The 14,354-nt window shown below is 73.2% G+C and carries 13 protein-coding genes; 4 read left to right on the top strand and 9 right to left on the bottom strand.

Annotated elements, in window-relative coordinates; translation table 11 throughout:
- Positions 1-51: 51 nt before the first annotated feature.
- The 4 genes from BLW76_RS45510 to BLW76_RS45525 form a co-directional block, all read right to left on the bottom strand.
- Positions 52-918, bottom strand: a complete 867-nt coding sequence (locus BLW76_RS45510) for an SDR family NAD(P)-dependent oxidoreductase (protein WP_244170629.1) — start codon at positions 916-918, stop codon at positions 52-54.
- 78 nt (positions 919-996) lie between these two features.
- Positions 997-2,262 (bottom strand): RNA polymerase sigma factor, encoded by a 1,266-nt coding sequence (locus tag BLW76_RS45515; protein WP_091318692.1) that lies wholly within the window; start codon positions 2,260-2,262, stop codon positions 997-999.
- Positions 2,263-2,301: 39 nt separating this feature from the next.
- Positions 2,302-2,652, bottom strand: a complete 351-nt coding sequence (locus BLW76_RS45520; RefSeq protein WP_091318694.1) for a YciI family protein — start codon at positions 2,650-2,652, stop codon at positions 2,302-2,304.
- On the bottom strand, positions 2,652-3,077 hold the full coding sequence (locus tag BLW76_RS45525) for a YciI family protein (protein WP_091318695.1): 426 nt from the start codon (positions 3,075-3,077) through the stop codon (positions 2,652-2,654). The genes BLW76_RS45520 and BLW76_RS45525 overlap by 1 nt, the downstream gene beginning before the upstream one ends.
- A gap of 218 nt (positions 3,078-3,295) precedes the next feature.
- On the opposite strand from BLW76_RS45525, the gene BLW76_RS45530 reads away from it, so the two are divergent.
- Both BLW76_RS45530 and BLW76_RS45535 read left to right on the top strand, forming a co-directional pair.
- Positions 3,296-4,279: a small ribosomal subunit Rsm22 family protein gene (locus BLW76_RS45530; RefSeq protein WP_091318697.1), complete on the top strand. Its 984-nt coding sequence runs from the start codon at positions 3,296-3,298 to the stop codon at positions 4,277-4,279.
- 22 nt (positions 4,280-4,301) lie between these two features.
- Positions 4,302-4,880 (top strand): dihydrofolate reductase family protein, encoded by a 579-nt coding sequence (locus BLW76_RS45535; RefSeq protein WP_091318698.1) that lies wholly within the window; start codon positions 4,302-4,304, stop codon positions 4,878-4,880.
- Here BLW76_RS45535 and BLW76_RS45540 read toward each other — a convergent pair.
- Positions 4,877-5,719, bottom strand: a complete 843-nt coding sequence (locus tag BLW76_RS45540; protein WP_091318700.1) for a maleylpyruvate isomerase N-terminal domain-containing protein — start codon at positions 5,717-5,719, stop codon at positions 4,877-4,879. The genes BLW76_RS45535 and BLW76_RS45540 overlap by 4 nt on opposite strands.
- Before the next feature lie 73 nt (positions 5,720-5,792).
- Here BLW76_RS45540 and BLW76_RS45545 point away from each other — a divergent pair, with 73 nt between their 5' ends.
- Positions 5,793-7,130, top strand: a complete 1,338-nt coding sequence (locus BLW76_RS45545; RefSeq protein WP_091318702.1) for a sensor histidine kinase — start codon at positions 5,793-5,795, stop codon at positions 7,128-7,130.
- Between the two features lie 56 nt (positions 7,131-7,186).
- Positions 7,187-8,503 carry a DUF2079 domain-containing protein gene (locus BLW76_RS45550; RefSeq protein ID WP_091318703.1) on the top strand — a complete coding sequence of 439 codons (1,317 nt, stop codon included), beginning with the start codon at positions 7,187-7,189 and terminating at the stop codon, positions 8,501-8,503.
- A 233-nt stretch (positions 8,504-8,736) separates the two neighbouring features.
- Here BLW76_RS45550 and BLW76_RS45555 read toward each other — a convergent pair whose 3' ends face one another.
- The 4 genes from BLW76_RS45555 to BLW76_RS45570 form a co-directional block, all read right to left on the bottom strand.
- Positions 8,737-11,283, bottom strand: coding sequence for a CHAT domain-containing protein (locus tag BLW76_RS45555; protein WP_091318705.1), 2,547 nt, complete (start codon positions 11,281-11,283; stop codon positions 8,737-8,739).
- Positions 11,284-11,575: 292 nt separating this feature from the next.
- Entirely contained in the window at positions 11,576-12,061 is a 486-nt protein-coding gene (locus BLW76_RS45560; protein ID WP_091318706.1) for a hypothetical protein, read from the bottom strand.
- Positions 12,058-12,633, bottom strand: coding sequence for an RNA polymerase sigma factor (locus tag BLW76_RS45565; RefSeq protein ID WP_091318708.1), 576 nt, complete (start codon positions 12,631-12,633; stop codon positions 12,058-12,060). Before BLW76_RS45565 ends, BLW76_RS45560 begins: the two co-directional genes overlap by 4 nt.
- Entirely contained in the window at positions 12,630-14,258 is a 1,629-nt protein-coding gene (locus BLW76_RS45570) for a S8 family peptidase (protein ID WP_091318709.1), read from the bottom strand. Before BLW76_RS45570 ends, BLW76_RS45565 begins: the two co-directional genes overlap by 4 nt.
- Positions 14,259-14,354 lie beyond the last annotated feature (96 nt).

Here is a 14,354-nt window from a genome sequence, read left to right on the forward strand (position 1 = left end):
GTTTTCCGTCATCTCGGCGCTGACACTGTCACCGCTCGCCTGGCGCGACCGCTAACCCAGCTGCGGCATGGTCATCGGGCGACCGGTGCCGAGGCCGCCGTCCACCACCACCGAGGTTCCGGTCAGGTAGGAGAAGTCCGGCGACGCCAAGGCCAGCACGGCGGCGGCGATTTCCGACGGCTCGGCCATCCGCGGCAGGCCGTGGACGTTCAGCGGGCCCCACGCCCGCTTGAACTGCGCCCACTGGTCGTCGGGGATGCCGGGTCGGCGGACGAACGCGGTGTCCGTGGTGCCGGGGTCGATCGTGAGCACCCGGATCCCGTTGGCGCCGTAGTCGAGCGCGGCGGCGTTCGCGATGCCCTGGATCGCGCGTTTGCTGGCGGTGTACGCCGCGTGCCCGGGCCGGGTGTGCCCGGCCTGCGACGAAGCGGTGCAGATGATGACCCCGCCGCGTTCCAGCAGGTGCGGGATCTCGTACTTCATCGCGAGGAACACCCCGCGGGCGTTGGTCCGCTGGACGTTCTCCCATTCGTCGATGCTGATTTCGTGCACCGGCTTGGCGATGGTGATGCCCGCGTTGTTAAACGCGATGTCCAGCCGGCCCCAGCGGCGCGCCACCGCGTCCACAAAGGACTCGACCTGCGCCGGCTCGCGGACGTCGGCCTGGACGTAGAAGCCGCGCCCACGCAGCTCGCGCTCCACCTCGCGACCGAGTTCGGCGCGCCGTCCGCAGAACCCCACCCGGGCGCCCTGGGCCGCGAACGCGAGCGCAGCCGCCCGGCCGATGCCCGAGGTGGCGCCGGTGATGAGCACGACCTTGCCCTCGAGCCGACCCCCGGGTGCCGCGCTCGCCGTCGGTGCGGCGAGCACGGCCGCGGCCCCCGCCGCGCCACCACCCAGGACAGCGCGCCTGGTCACAGTCTTCCCCACAGTTCCTCCAGTTGGATAGCTTCACTATCTGAATTGGAGAGTATTGCTATCCAACTGAGAGGTGCCTCAGCCGGCGACGGCCGCCGCGCGGTCCAGCAGCAGGGCGCGCTCGCGGGAGTTCTCCGTCATCTCGGCCGCCCGGCGGAACTCCTGCTCTGCTTCCGCGTGCCGGCCCAGCTTCTCCAGCAGGTCTCCGCGGACGCTGGGCAGCAGGTGGTAGTCCTTCAACGCCGGATCGTCGGCGACCGCGTCGACCACTTCCAGGCCCGCGGCCGGTCCGTAGGCCATCGCCACCGCGACCCCGCGGTTCAGCTCGATCACCGGGGACGGCTGGAGCTTGCCGAGGCCCTCGTACAGGGCCGCGATCCGCACCCAGTCCGTCTCCTCGGCCGTCCGCGCCCGCGCGTGGCAGGCCGCGATCGCCGCCTGGGCGGAGTACGGGCCGTACGCGCCTTCGGCGATCTGCTCGGACAACGCCAGCGCCGCGAGGCCGTGCTGGATCAACAGCCGGTCCCAGCGGGCGCGGTCCTGGTCCAGCAGCAGCACCGGCTCGCCGTTCGGGCCGGTGCGGGCCTTCGCGCGGGACGCCTGCAGCTCCATCAGCGCGACCAGGCCGTGGACCTCGGACTCGCCCGGCATCAGCCCGGCGAGCACGCGGCCGAGCCGCATCGCCTCCGCGCAGAGCGCCGGCCGCATCCAGTCGTCGCCGCGGGTGGCCGAGTAGCCCTCGTTGAAGACGAGGTAGATGACCTCGAGCACGGACGACAGCCGGGCGACGCGCTCTTCGCCCTCCGGCACTTCGAAGGGCACCTTCGCCGCGGAGAGGGCCTTCTTGGCCCGCACGATCCGCTGGGCGATCGTCGATTCGCGGACCAGGAAGGCGCGCGCGATCTCGTCGGTGGTCAGGCCGCCGAGCATGCGCAGCGTCAAGGCCACCCGGGCCTGGGTGTTCAGCACCGGGTGGCAGGCGACGAACAGCAGGCGGAGGACGTCGTCCTCGATGTGGTCGTCGAGCGCGGCGTCGAAGTCGGGCAGGACGCCGTCACCGAGCCGCTGGTCGCGCCCGACCTCCTCGAGTTTCTCCGCGTACCGCTCGTTGCGGCGGAACTGGTCGATGGCGCGCCGCTTCGCGGTGGTCATCAGCCACGCGCCGGGGTTGCGCGGCACGCCCGACTCCGGCCACTGCTCCAGCGCCGCGACCAGGGCGTCCTGCGCCAGCTCCTCGGCGAGCCCGACGTCGCCGCGGGCCATCCGGGCCAGGCCCGCGATGAGCCGCGGCGATTCGATCCGCCAGACCGTCTCCACCGTGCTCCGGGTGTCCGCAACCGTCACCCGGCCATTCGACAGGGTGATCTGCCGCGGTGCAACCCACTACTCGCTGATCGTGCGAATCTCCAGCACGCCGCCCTTCGCCTCGGGGTTGGGCGCCTGCCTCATCAGCTCGACGATCTCCTCGAGCGACTCGCCGTTCAGCACCCAGAACCCCGCGATCAGCTCCTTCGTCTCCGCGAAGGGCCCGTCGATGACCTTCGGCTCGGCGTCACCTTCGAAGACGACGCGCACGCCTTCGGCGCTGAAGGTCAGGCCCTCGGCGAGCACGATCCGGCCTTCCTTGAACAGCCGGTCGTTGAACTCCGCCATCTCGGCCAGCTCTTCGGCGCTGGGCTGGAACCCGGCGGCCTCGGACTCGGCGCTGGCCTTGACCATCACCATGAACCGCATCAGGCTTCCCCGGCGGCCTGCGCGCGAAGCCGTCCCTCCAGCGCTTCGACCTCGGGCGTCATGTTCTCGAAGTCGGAGGCTTCGGCCACGCGCCGGATCTCGACCTCGCCGGGCTGCCCCTCGGGGTTCGGCATCCGCTTGATCCACTCGACGCACTCGTCGCGATCGCGGCACTCGAGGATCCAGAACCCGCCGACGAGCTCCTTCGATTCGGTGAACGGGCCGTCGACGACCTTGGGGGCCTCGGCGGTCCCGGAGAAGACGACGCGGGCTCCCTCCGAGCTGGGCGCGAGGCCCTCGCCGGCGAGCAGGACACCGGCCTTGACCAGCTCTTCGTTGAACTTGCCCATCTCGGCCAGCAGCTCGGCGCTGGGGGTCTGGGCATCGGTGGTCTCGTTCGTCTTGACGATCACCATGAACCGCACGGCGGTCTCCTCTCGGTCGGTCTTTGCCAACGCGTCGAACGGCCAGGCGCCGGATCGACAGCTGCGGGGAAAAAGTTTTCGCGCGGGAAAATTAGCAGCTCAGGGTCGATCGGGGCGGGCAATTCGGACACCGATGCGGGCTGGGCGCAGCTTCGTGTGGCTCGCCCGAACGCGACGCCAGGCCCTGGTGAGGCGCGGCCCCCGGCTAATCTGCCGTCGTGGCGGTACTCCCCGACGACCTCTCCTCCGCGCTCGACGACGAGCTGGCCCGGCATCCCGTGGCCCGGCTGACCCAGTCCGTCGACCGGCTCAGCGCGCGCTACCGCCAAGGTGACGCGGCCACCTCGCCGATCCTCACCTCCGAAGCCGACGTCGCCGCGTACGCGGGCTACCGCATGCCCGCCACCTACGCCGCCGTGCACGCTGTGCTCGCCGAAGCCGCTTCGCGTGCTCCCAGGTTCGAGCCGCGGACTCAGATCGATGTCGGTGGTGGGACCGGTGCCGCCGTGTGGGCGGCCGCGGACGTGTGGCCTTCGCTCGGAAAATGCACCGTGCTGGAGCAGGTCGCCGGGGCCATCGGGCTCGGCAAGCGGCTCGCCGCCGGCAGCGGCCGGGCCGCCGTGCGGGATGCCGAATGGCGGCGGGGGCTCGTCGATCCCGCCTCGCCCGCTCCGGACGCCGATCTCGTCACGCTGTCCTACGTGCTCGGCGAGCTGCCCGACGCCAGCCGGCCCGACGTCGTGCGCTGGCTGGCCGCCAAGGCCGGGGCCGTCGCGCTGATCGAGCCCGGCACGCCCGCCGGGTACGAGCGGATTCGCGCCGCCCGCGCGCAGCTCGTCGAACTCGGCCTGCACGTCGTGGCGCCGTGCCCGCACGACGCCGCCTGCCCGATCGTGCCCGGCCAGGACTGGTGCCACTTCGCCGCGCGGCTGCCGCGGTCGGGGCTGCACCGGAAACTGAAGGCCGGCACGCTCGGGTTCGAGGACGAGAAGTTCGCCTACGTCGTCGCCACGCGAGGCACGCCGGAACGGCCGGACGCGCGGATCATCCGGCACCCGAAGAAGCACAAGGGCTGGGTCGCGCTCGACCTGTGCACGGCCTCCGAAGGCCTGAAGCCCGCGGTCGCCGTCTCGAAGAAGCAGGGCCCGCGGTACCGCGCCGCCCGGGACGCCGAATGGGGCGACGGCTGGTCCACCGCCTGATCCGCTGGCAAGGTGGCTCGCCATGGGGCAAGTCATCGCGGAGATCAGCATGTCGGCGGACGGCATCGTGGCCGGCCCGGACACCAGCGCCGACCACCGTCTCGGCAAGGACGGCGGCCTGCTGCACGACTGGATGTTCGAAGGCACCGACGCCGACCACGAGGTAGCGGCCGAGCTGTTCGACGGCGCCGGCGCGTTCGTCGTCGGCCGGTCGATGTTCGACGTCGGCGAAGAGCCCTGGGGTGACGACGGCACGTTCAAGAAGCCGGTCTTCGTCGTGACGAACCGGCCGCACGAACCGGTCGTCAAGGGCCCGACCACGTTCACCTTCGTCACCGACGGCCTCGAAAGCACGCTGCGGCAGGCGAAAGCCGCGGCCGGCGACGACAACGTGGTCCTGATGGGCGGCGGCACGACCCTGCGGCAGTTCCTGCTCGCCGGACTGGTCGACGAGCTGCGCCTGCACGTGGTCCCGCTGCTGTTCGGCGCCGGCGTCCGGCTGTTCGACGCCGAAACCGGCAAGCACGTGAAGCTGGCACGCACCGCGGTGCACGAGACGCCGAACGCCACCCACCTGACGTTCCGCGTGCTAAGGCACTAAGGCATGTGCACCGTGCGGAGGAACTCCACCAGCCGCCACGGGCGGCGGCCGCCGACGCGGACCTTGCCGCTGAGCACCGCGCGGGGTGGGGAGATGCGGCCGAACATCATCGGGACCAGCACCGCCGGGTCGAAGGTCAGCCGGACGTCCGCCGCGCCGTCGGGTTCCGCCACCCGCAGGCCGCCGTGCTGCAGCACCATGACCACCGGCGCCGTGTACGCCGACCGGAACTCCACCGTGATCCGGCGGGGCGACGGCTTCGCGTAGTCCAGCAGCCGTCCGACGTCGTTGCGGACCATCCCGACGAAGAACAGCTCCAGGAACATCCCCTCGTGCGCCGGGTCGATCCGCCACGGCCTGCCGCCCGCGCGGGCGATGTCCTGGCCGTGGATGCTCAGCTCGTTGACGAGGTGCGCGAGCAGGCCCGCCACCGGGACGCGGCTGCCGCCCAGCCACCAGATCGGCTTTTCCGGGTCGTAGTCGCGGCTGATCTGCAGCACTTCCGCGATGTCCGCGCGCAGCCGCGCGGCCAGCCGGTGCGGGTCGCGCTCGGGGTAGGCCGTCATCGCGACCTCGTTCATCGCCCCGACCGTCTCGATGTTCGCGGAAGCCATCGGCTCTTCCAGCTCCGGCAGCGGCAGCGGACCGCCGTCGCCCTTGACCATGGCCGTGTAGACGAGCGCGATCCAGCCGACGTGCGCCGCCGTCTCGACGACCGACCAGTCGCCGACGGCGTTCGCGTGCGGGTCCGGCGCGTTCTCGACCTCGTCCGCGAACCGGCCGCCGACCTCCGAGAAGGCCGCACGGACCGCGTGCCACTGCGAAAGTTCGATCGTCATGGGGATTTACGGTAAGGCGCGATCCGGCCGCCCGAGTCTCCGAAGGTGCGGACCCCGGAGGTATCTTCGCCGCATGGCCCGGTTCCGGCTGCTGCCCCGGTCGACCCGGTGGCGGGTCGCCGTCTTCGCCGCCCTCGCGGCGGCCCTCGTCCTCGGGCTCGGGTCGTACTGGTTCGTGAACGCGCTGCAGAGCGGCCTGGACACCAACGCGAGCACCCGGGCGAGCGACAAGGTCGACACGCTGGTCGCGCTGCTGAACTCCGGCGTCGCCCCGGCCGACGTGCCGCAGCGCTACCCCAAGGGCGGCGGGTACCTGATCAGCCGGGAGGCGGCAGGCTGCCCGATCGACGGCAAGCAGGAGCCCCCCGGCGACCAGCCGGTCCGGGTCCACGGGCCGGACTGCGTCGTCGTCGAGCCGTTCGGCCTCGACGGCCAGATCCACCGCACCGCGTGGACGAAGGACCGCCGCTACACGGTCGTGGCCGCGGAGAGCCTCGACGCCCTCGGCCTCGAAACCGTGGCCACCGCCCGGCAGATCCTCTGGGGCGGGGTGCCCGCGGCCGCGCTGCTCGTCGGCGCCGTCGCCTGGTTCGCCGTGCGGCGGTCGCTGCGCGCGGTCGAGGCCATCCGCGCGGAGGTCGACGGCATCCGCGCGCGGGACCTCGGCCGCCGCGTGCCGGTGCCCGGCTCCGGCGACGAGATCACCGAACTCGCCGTCACGATGAACGAGATGCTCGCCCGGCTCGACCGGTCCGTGCAGCGGCAGAGCCAGTTCACCGCGGACGCGTCGCACGAGCTGCGCACGCCGCTCGCCTCGATGCGCACCCAGCTCGAGGTCCAGCTCGCCCACCCCGACCGGCTCGACTGGCGCCGCAGCGTCGAAAACGCCGTGCTGGACGTCTCGCGGATGGAGACGCTCACCGGCGATCTGCTGCTGCTCAGCAAGCTGGACGCCGACCAGCCGGCCGCGGCCACCCGGATCGCGCTGGCGGACCTCGTCACCGGGCACGTCGCCGCGCGGCTCCCGCGTGACGGCGTCGAGGTGCGCACCGAGATCCACGCCGAGCCGGTGGTCCAGGGGCACGCGAGACGGCTGGAACGCGTACTCCGGAACCTCGCCGACAACGCCGAGCGGCACGCCGGAAGCCGCGTGACGATCACGCTCACCGAGGTCGACGGCCACGCCGTGCTGACCGTCCTGGACGACGGTCCGGGTATCCCGCCCGAACACCGCGAGCGCGTCTTCGACCGGTTCGTCCGCCTCGACGACGACCGCGCGCGCGAAGACGACGGCGGCTCCGGTCTGGGGCTGGCGATCGCCGCGGAGATCGCGCGGACGCACGGTGGCACGCTGCGCGTCGCCGAGAGCGCCTCCGGCGCCTGCCTGGAGCTGCGCCTGCCGCTTGCCTGAAGACGTCTTCAGGTTCCTTCAGCTTCAGTTCAGCGTGGTCGCACGAGCATCTCGCCATGCTGATCGACTTCGCGCCGGCTCCGGTGCGCACGCGCGAAAGCCGCGCGGTCCCCTACGTCGTCGCCGCGGTCGCCTTCGCCGGGTACGCCGCCTGGTCGCTGCGGCGGCTGCGGACGTTCGACGCGAGCGGGTTCGACCTGGGGATCTTCGAGCAGGCGGTGCGGTCCTACGCGCACGGCCACTGGCCGGTGTCGGACCTGCTCGGCCCCGGCGCGCCGACGCTCGGCGACCACTTCCACCCGATCCTCGCGCTGCTGGCGCCGTGCTACCTGCTGTGGCCGTCGCCGGGGGTGCTGCTGGTCGCCCAGGCCCTGCTGTTCGCGTTGTCCGCGGTTCCGGTGACGCGGTGCGCGATCCGGCTCCTCGGCGCCCGGCGGGGTGCGCTCGTCGGCGCCGGGTACGTGCTGTCGTGGGGGCTGCTGTCGGCGGTGAACTTCGACTTCCACGAGGTCTGCTTCGCCGTCCCGATGCTGGCGTTCACCGCCGAGCACCTGCTCCACGAGCGGTGGCGGGCGGCGGTGTGGTGCGCGTTGCCGCTGGTGCTGGTCAAGGAGGACCTGCCGCTGACGCTCGCCGCGGTCGGCGTGGTCCTGGTGCTCAACCGGCAGCGACGGCTCGGCTGGACGGTGCTCGTCTTCGGCGTCGCCACGTCCGCGCTGCTGTTCCTGGTCGTGCTGCCGGCCCTGAACCCGGCGGGCGCGTACGCCCACGGCAGCGGCCTCAACCCGTTCGGCGGGGCGATCGTGAAGGTGTCGATGCTGCTGGCCCTGCTGGCGCCGACGGCGTTCGCGGCCCTGCGGTCGCCGTTGCTGCTGCTGGCGGCGCCGACGCTGCTGTGGCGGCTGGTCTCGGCGAACGACCGCTACTGGGGCATGGGCTACCACTACAGCGCGGTGCTGATGCCGATCGTGTTCATCGCCGGCGTGCACGGCGCCCGGCGGCTCAAGCGGTATCTGCCCGTGTGCGCGGTGGTCACCGGGCTGGCCTCGCTGGGCCTGCAGGCGGCGCACCTGACCGACGGCGTCTGGACGCCGTCGCAGCGGGCCGGGATCGAAACGGTACTGGCGCGCATCCCGGACGGCGCGACGGTGCTGGCGTCCAACCGGCTGGCCCCGCACCTGACGTCCCGCTGCACGGTGCTGTTCTTCGACGGCGTGCCCGGCGAGCGGCCGGAGTGGGTGGTCGTGGCGCGGCCGGAGCAGTCCTGGCCGACGACGCTCGCGACGAAGGCGGCGGCCTTGGCGGAGCTGGCGGACACGGGATATGTGCGCGTCGACGGGACGGACGCCGTCGTGCTGCTCCACCGTGAGTAGGGAACTCGCAGCGGTAACCGGCCAGTCGGGGGGCGTGCCGGCCGGTTACCGCCGCACCGAGGAAGAGGGAACCCTCCGCCAGGAATGACGCGCGAGCCCGCGCTTCACTCGATCGAGTGACGCCGGGGCCGTTTCCGAAGCGCCCCAATGTGGCGTTGGTTGCGTCCAACGCACCGAACGCCACATTGGGTGCGCTGGACGCACCGAACGCCACATTGGGGCGTTTGGGCTGGTCAGCTGCGGCCGAAGCAGACGAACGGCATCAGCGGCTCCGCCCGGCCCGCGTCCGCCAGTGCCCGCGCCGGGGGCGTCCCCACCGACAGCGCGCGGTGGAACGCCAGCATCACGCCGCCCGCCGTGCGGTCGTCCACCCGGGCCACGCTCGACACCACCGTGCGGCTGCCGCCGTAGAGCAGCGCCGCCGTGAAGCCGAGCACCTCGTCGCCCGCCCTGACCACCGCCTGGCCGACGTCGCACGAGGACAGCACCACCTGCTCCGGGGCCGTCGCCAGCTGCTGGACGTCGTAGGCCATCAGCGGCCCGTCGGCCAGGTTGAGGCGGGAAAACAGCACGTTCTCCCGCTCGTGGTGGCCGTGCGCGGCGAAGTGGGCCAGCCGGCAGCCGTCGAACGCCTTGAGCGTGGCCGCCACCGTGGCGTCCGGGCCGGTCAGGACCTCGGCGTCCGGGTACAGCGGGGCCAGCCGGGCGACCTCCGCCTCCGCGTGGGTCAGGTCCGAGCCCGCGACCAGCAGCGGCGCGCCGGTGGCCCGGCCGGAGCGGCGGCCCGCGTCGAACCAGGCCGACGACGACGGCGTGACCGTGACCGGGCGGCCGTGCAGCGTCGGCAGCAGGCCCCACGGGATCGCCGACAGCGCGCCGGTCGGCACGACGACGACGTCGAGGTCGCCGAGCCGGGACGCCAGCGGGGCCAGCAGGATCGCGTCGAGCGCGGTGACCTGCGTCCGCACCGACCGGCGGATGACCTGGTCCAGCTTCGGCGGCAGCTGGCGCCCGCACAACGCGTCGAGGTCGCTGTGCAGCCGCGCGACCGGCTCCGCCACGGCCGACGCCGGGCCCAGCTCGACCAGCGCCACCCGGTGGTGGGCGATCACCTGCGCGCACAACGCGCCGCGGTCGGCGAGGAAGCACACCATCGCGCTGCCGGTCTCGGCCAGCTCGTCGCCGATCTCGCGCAGCTTCGCCTCGACGTGGTCGGCGTCCACGCCCTCGGCCTGCCAGCCCTTCGCGCGGATCTCCCGCTCCAGCGCGGCACACCGCTTCACGGCCTGGGTGTCCGGCTTCCCGGCCAGTTCGCCCGCGCGGATCTGCATCGAGAGGAACCGCAGCTCGGCGACGGCGTCGGCGGTCTCCGGGTGGGACGGCGGGCGCACCGGCCGGAACCGGAACGCCTGGGCGCGCGAGCGGTCGAGCCAGCGGAACACGACACCCGGCGAGCGCTGGGCGAGCGCGGCGGCGAGCCCCGCGTCGGCGAGTTCCTTGCCCAGCGACGTCGTGCCGGTCTGCAGGTCGACGCTGCCGAAGCGGCTGCGGTGCCGCTGCAGCTGGGCGAGGCCGGCCCGAGCGTTCGCGAAGGTGACGCGCCGGTGGCCGCTCGCCGCGCCCAGTTCGGCCAGCGCGAGCCGCCGGACCAGGCGGTTCTCCAGCGGCGCGGTCCGGCGGTCGCGCGGGGCGATGCCGGCACGGGCGCCGTCGAGGTCGCCGAGCGCGATCCGGGCCCGGGCCGCCAGCAGTGCGGCGATTTCGGCGTCGTTGCGCAGGCCAAGGCCGGTGAGCCGGTCCGCGAGCGCGGTCGCCTCCGCGCCGATGCGGGCGATCCGGCGGCCGGCCGCGAAGTCCGCGCGCAACACGGTCAGCTGCGCCACCGCCGCCCAGGTTTCGTTGCCGCGACGGCGAAAGCGGCGTTCGGCACGGCCCGCCCAGCTCCGCGCGGTGGCCGGGTCGCCGCTCGCCAGCGCGGCCAGCGCCCTGGTCAGCTCGGCTTCGGCGTGCTCCTGGTTCATCCGCAGCCGCGGGAACTGCTCCAGCGCCGCGTCGAGTTCGGCGGCGGCTTCGTGCGGCAGCCCGGCGGCCAGCAGCGCCCGCGCCTTGTCGACGGCCAGCACCGGCAGCATCCCGACGCTCTGGGCGGCGTAGAACCCGCTCGCCGCGTCGAAGTCGCGCAGGGCGCCGGGGATGTCGCCGGTGAGCACCCGCGCCTGGCCGCGGCCGTGCGCGGCCTTGGCGAAGATCCGGGCCAGGCCGTCTTCGTCGGGGTGGCTCGCCCCGATCTGCTCGCACTGGTCGAGGTCGGCGAGCGCGAGCCGGACGCGCCCGGCGTACTGGTGCAGCATCGCGCGGTTGAGCAGCGTCCTGGCGAGCACGACGAACTCGCCGGCCTGCCGCAGCAGCGGGATGGCCTCGTCGAAGCAGGTCAGGGCTTCGTCCATCCGGCCGATCAGGATGAGCACGAGACCGCGTTGCTGACGCAGGATCCCGCGCCCGGCGTCGGACACGAGGGCGTCGGCCTCGTCGAGCAGGGCGAGCCCGCGCGCGCTGTTGCCGAGCGCCGTTTCGACGGCGGCGTAGGTGCCGAGCACGCGGGTGGCGAGGTCGGGCCAGGCGGCCCACCCTTCCGGGGGTTCCGTCGCGGGCAGGCCGAGCAGCCGCGCGGCGGACCGGATCAGCCGGCCACCGACCACGGGCTGGCCGTTGTTGGTCGCGGCGACCGCCCGCCGGTGCAGGTCGCGGACCCGGTCTTCGACCCTCGGCGACGCGACCACGGGCTGCCCTTTCGGCCGGGGAAGGACGCCCCGGATCGTACCTCCGAGTCAGAGGTATCAGGCAGTTCTTGCAGACTGCAGCACCATGGCGAACGAAATCCCCGCGCCGACGCCCGCGGGGTGCGCCCATCGACGGCGCTCCCGGCGCGTTCGTCGAGCGGTGGCCCGGACCGCGCTCGGGGTTCGGGTCGGCTCCGCCGTGTCGGCTTCCCAATCACGCGTGTCGACTGTCGGATCACGGATGCCACCCGGTCGGACATGCCGCCGCAGCCCGACCCGATGCGGACCGTGCTCAGAGCTCGATCGCCGGCGTGCTCACCGTCCTGGTCCGGCCGGCCGTGCGGACCAGCACCTGCACCATCCCGTGCGGCACCCCGCTCACCGCGAACCGGCCTTCCTCGTCCGACGTCGTCACCAGCGGGCCCGAGCTCGTGCGGACCTCGATCGGGTGGGCAGCCGGGGGCGTGAGCCAGCCGTCCAGGCGGATCGTGCCCCCGGGTTCGGGGCTCACGTTCACCATGATCGTCAGGCTCTCGCTGTCGAACGTGATCAGCCTGCCCTGCTCGGCGGCACTGCGCGCGTCCGCCAAGGACTCCTGCTCGCGGATGCGCATCACCTCCAGGTCGACGTCCTCCAGGCGGATCGCGAAGCGGATCTGGTCCACCAGCGTGGCGGGCATCGGGTCGGCGTCTTCCCACAGCTCGCGCACGCCGGCCAGCAGCCGGAAGTCGAGCTCGTCCAAGGGCTCGTCAGCGCCTGGTGGTTCGACGGTGGTCACAGCCAATCTCCTTCGCCGTTGGCGAGTAGCTGCTCGCGCAGGCGCGCGAGGCAGCGTCCCCTGGTCGGGCCGATACTCCCCCTCGGCATCCCCAGCCGGGCGCCGACTTCGGCGTAGTCCGGCCGGTGCACGAACGCCACGATCCGCAGCAGGCTGCGGCAGCGTTCGGGCAGGTTGTCCACCGCGCGCCACAGCCGCGCGCGCTGGTCCTCGCGCAGCACCCCCTCCTCGGGTGCCGGCGATGCTTCGGTCAGCCGCTCCGGGAGCTCCGGCAGCGGCCGCTCGACCTGGCGCCGTTCCCCCGTGCGCCAGGCCTCCCGCTTGGTGACGGTGATCAGCCAGCCGGTCAGCGCGACCGGCGACCGGATCTCCGCGAACGAGCCGAGCAGCCGCAGCCACGTCGTCTGCACGACGTCGGCCGCCTGGTCGGCGTCCAGGCCCTGGTCGCGCGCCACCTGCCAGAGCAACGGCGTGAGCAGGGCGACCAGCTCGTCCAGCGCCGCGCGGTCGCCCTCCCGCGCGGCGTCGAACAGGGTCGCCACGCGCGCGTGGTCGGTCCTGGCCACGTTCACAGCGCACCCAGCGCGGTCCAGGCGCGCTTGACGACGGTCTCGCGGTCGACCGTGGCCAGGTCACCGGACTGCAGCAGGGCCTTGCCGAGCTCGGCGGCGGCGAGCGGCGCGGCGAACGACGTCCCGTCCCAGACCGCGAAGCCGGCGCTGTAGTCGTCCGGGTCGAAGGAGTTGCGGCCGAACCCGGGCACCTCGTGGTCGGCGGCCGCGGTGCCGCGGACGTCGGTCGGGTACGTGCTGACGACGCCGGCGCCGGTCGCCCAGCAGTGCACCCACGGGCCTTCGTTGGAGAACAGCGCCTTGCTCGTGGTGACGTCGGGGTTGAGCGCGCCGACGCTGATCACCTGCGGGCCGCTGCCGCCGCCGAGCGGCTGGTCGGCGAAGGCCGCCGGGTAGAACCGGCGCGTGGTGGCGTCGTTGCCCGCCGCGGCGACGACGAGCACGCCGAGGCCCAGCAGCTCGGCGATGGCCGCGCCGAACTGGCCGGTGTAGGCGACGTCCGCCGGGTTCTCCTCGTAGTAACCCAGGGACAGCGAGACGACGTCGACCATGTCCTCCGGCCGGTTGTCCGCCTGCGCGGCCCGCACGCGGTCGGCCAGCAGGTGCAGCGCGAGCAGGACGTCGGCTTCGTAGGCGACGCCGTCGCTGTGCACCACGCGGATCGCGAGGGTGTCGGCTTCGGGGCAGGCCTGCCGGACGATGCCGGCGATGAACAGGCCGTGCCCGGTGTCGGTGTCGACGTCGCCGATCAGCGGCTGGCCGGTCGTCGGCGCGTCCCAGTAGTCGGTGAGCAGCTGGGTCGGCAGCGTGGCGCCGGAAGCCTGCTGGGCCTGCAGGATCGCCGCCTGGATGCCCGGGGCGACGGCGAGCCCGGACCCCGCGGGCGGCGGGCCGCTGCGGTCGGCGAGGCCGAACCACGGGTGCGGGCCGATGCCGGTGTCCAGCACGGCGATCACCGGACGCCGCTGCGCGGGCTTCTCGCTGCGGTACGGCGGGGCCGCGGCCAGCGTCACCGGGATCCGGTTGGCGCCGCGGGTGCGGCCGTAGGAGCTGCCCGCGCCGAACCCGCTGGTCTCCCAAGGGGTGCCGCCGAGGCCGCTGGTCTCCCACGGCACGCCCCCGAACACCGGCGTGCTGAACAGCAGGTGCTCCGGCGAAATTGCGGCTGCAACATCAGGGTCGAGCTCCGGCCGCTCGCCCGACGCCGCGGACTTCAGCAGCTGGAGTGCCTTCCAGCAGTCGACGACGACCGGATCGGCGTCTTCGCGGACGCGCAGCAGGGCGCGGACCGGCAGGTCGTCGAGCTGCCGGGGACGGGCCGCCTCCTTCGTGTCGCCGTCGCCTGCCGGCTCGGCGTAGAGGCCGATGCGGGCCAGGACGCCGTTGATCGCGCCCAGCGTCTGCTGGTCACGGAGGAACCGCTGCGGCACGAGGAACACGCCCGGCCGGTACACGGTGGTGCGCGGGGCAGGCTGCCCGGCCGCGACGACGGCCGTCGCCGGGTCCAGCACGCGCGCGCCGTGCCGGTCGAGCAACTGCCGGGGCGGGGCCGGGAGCTGGTTGAGCGTGCTCGCGTCTTCCACCGCTGCTTCCGCGGTCTCGTCCCGCACGAACCTGACGACCATCGGGTCCACCCTCCTGCTGCCTTCGCCCCCGTCACTGATCACCAACGGCACCCGGGAAAGACCCGCGGGCCGCCCTTGGGATACGACACCGACATC

Origin of the sequence: Amycolatopsis tolypomycina (genome assembly GCF_900105945.1) — a bacterium.
Classification (GTDB): Bacteria; Actinomycetota; Actinomycetes; order Mycobacteriales; family Pseudonocardiaceae; genus Amycolatopsis; species Amycolatopsis tolypomycina.

Coding starts and splice junctions, on each gene's coding strand:
- BLW76_RS45520 (WP_091318694.1), bottom strand. CDS start 2,652: ATGCGGTTCATGGTGATGGTCAAGGCCAGCGCCGAGTCCGAGGCCGCC.
- BLW76_RS45535 (WP_091318698.1), top strand. CDS start 4,302: ATGGGGCAAGTCATCGCGGAGATCAGCATGTCGGCGGACGGCATCGTG.
- BLW76_RS45540 (WP_091318700.1), bottom strand. CDS start 5,719: ATGACGATCGAACTTTCGCAGTGGCACGCGGTCCGTGCGGCCTTCTCG.
- BLW76_RS45545 (WP_091318702.1), top strand. CDS start 5,793: ATGGCCCGGTTCCGGCTGCTGCCCCGGTCGACCCGGTGGCGGGTCGCC.
- BLW76_RS45550 (WP_091318703.1), top strand. CDS start 7,187: ATGCTGATCGACTTCGCGCCGGCTCCGGTGCGCACGCGCGAAAGCCGC.
- BLW76_RS45570 (WP_091318709.1), bottom strand. CDS start 14,258: ATGGTCGTCAGGTTCGTGCGGGACGAGACCGCGGAAGCAGCGGTGGAA.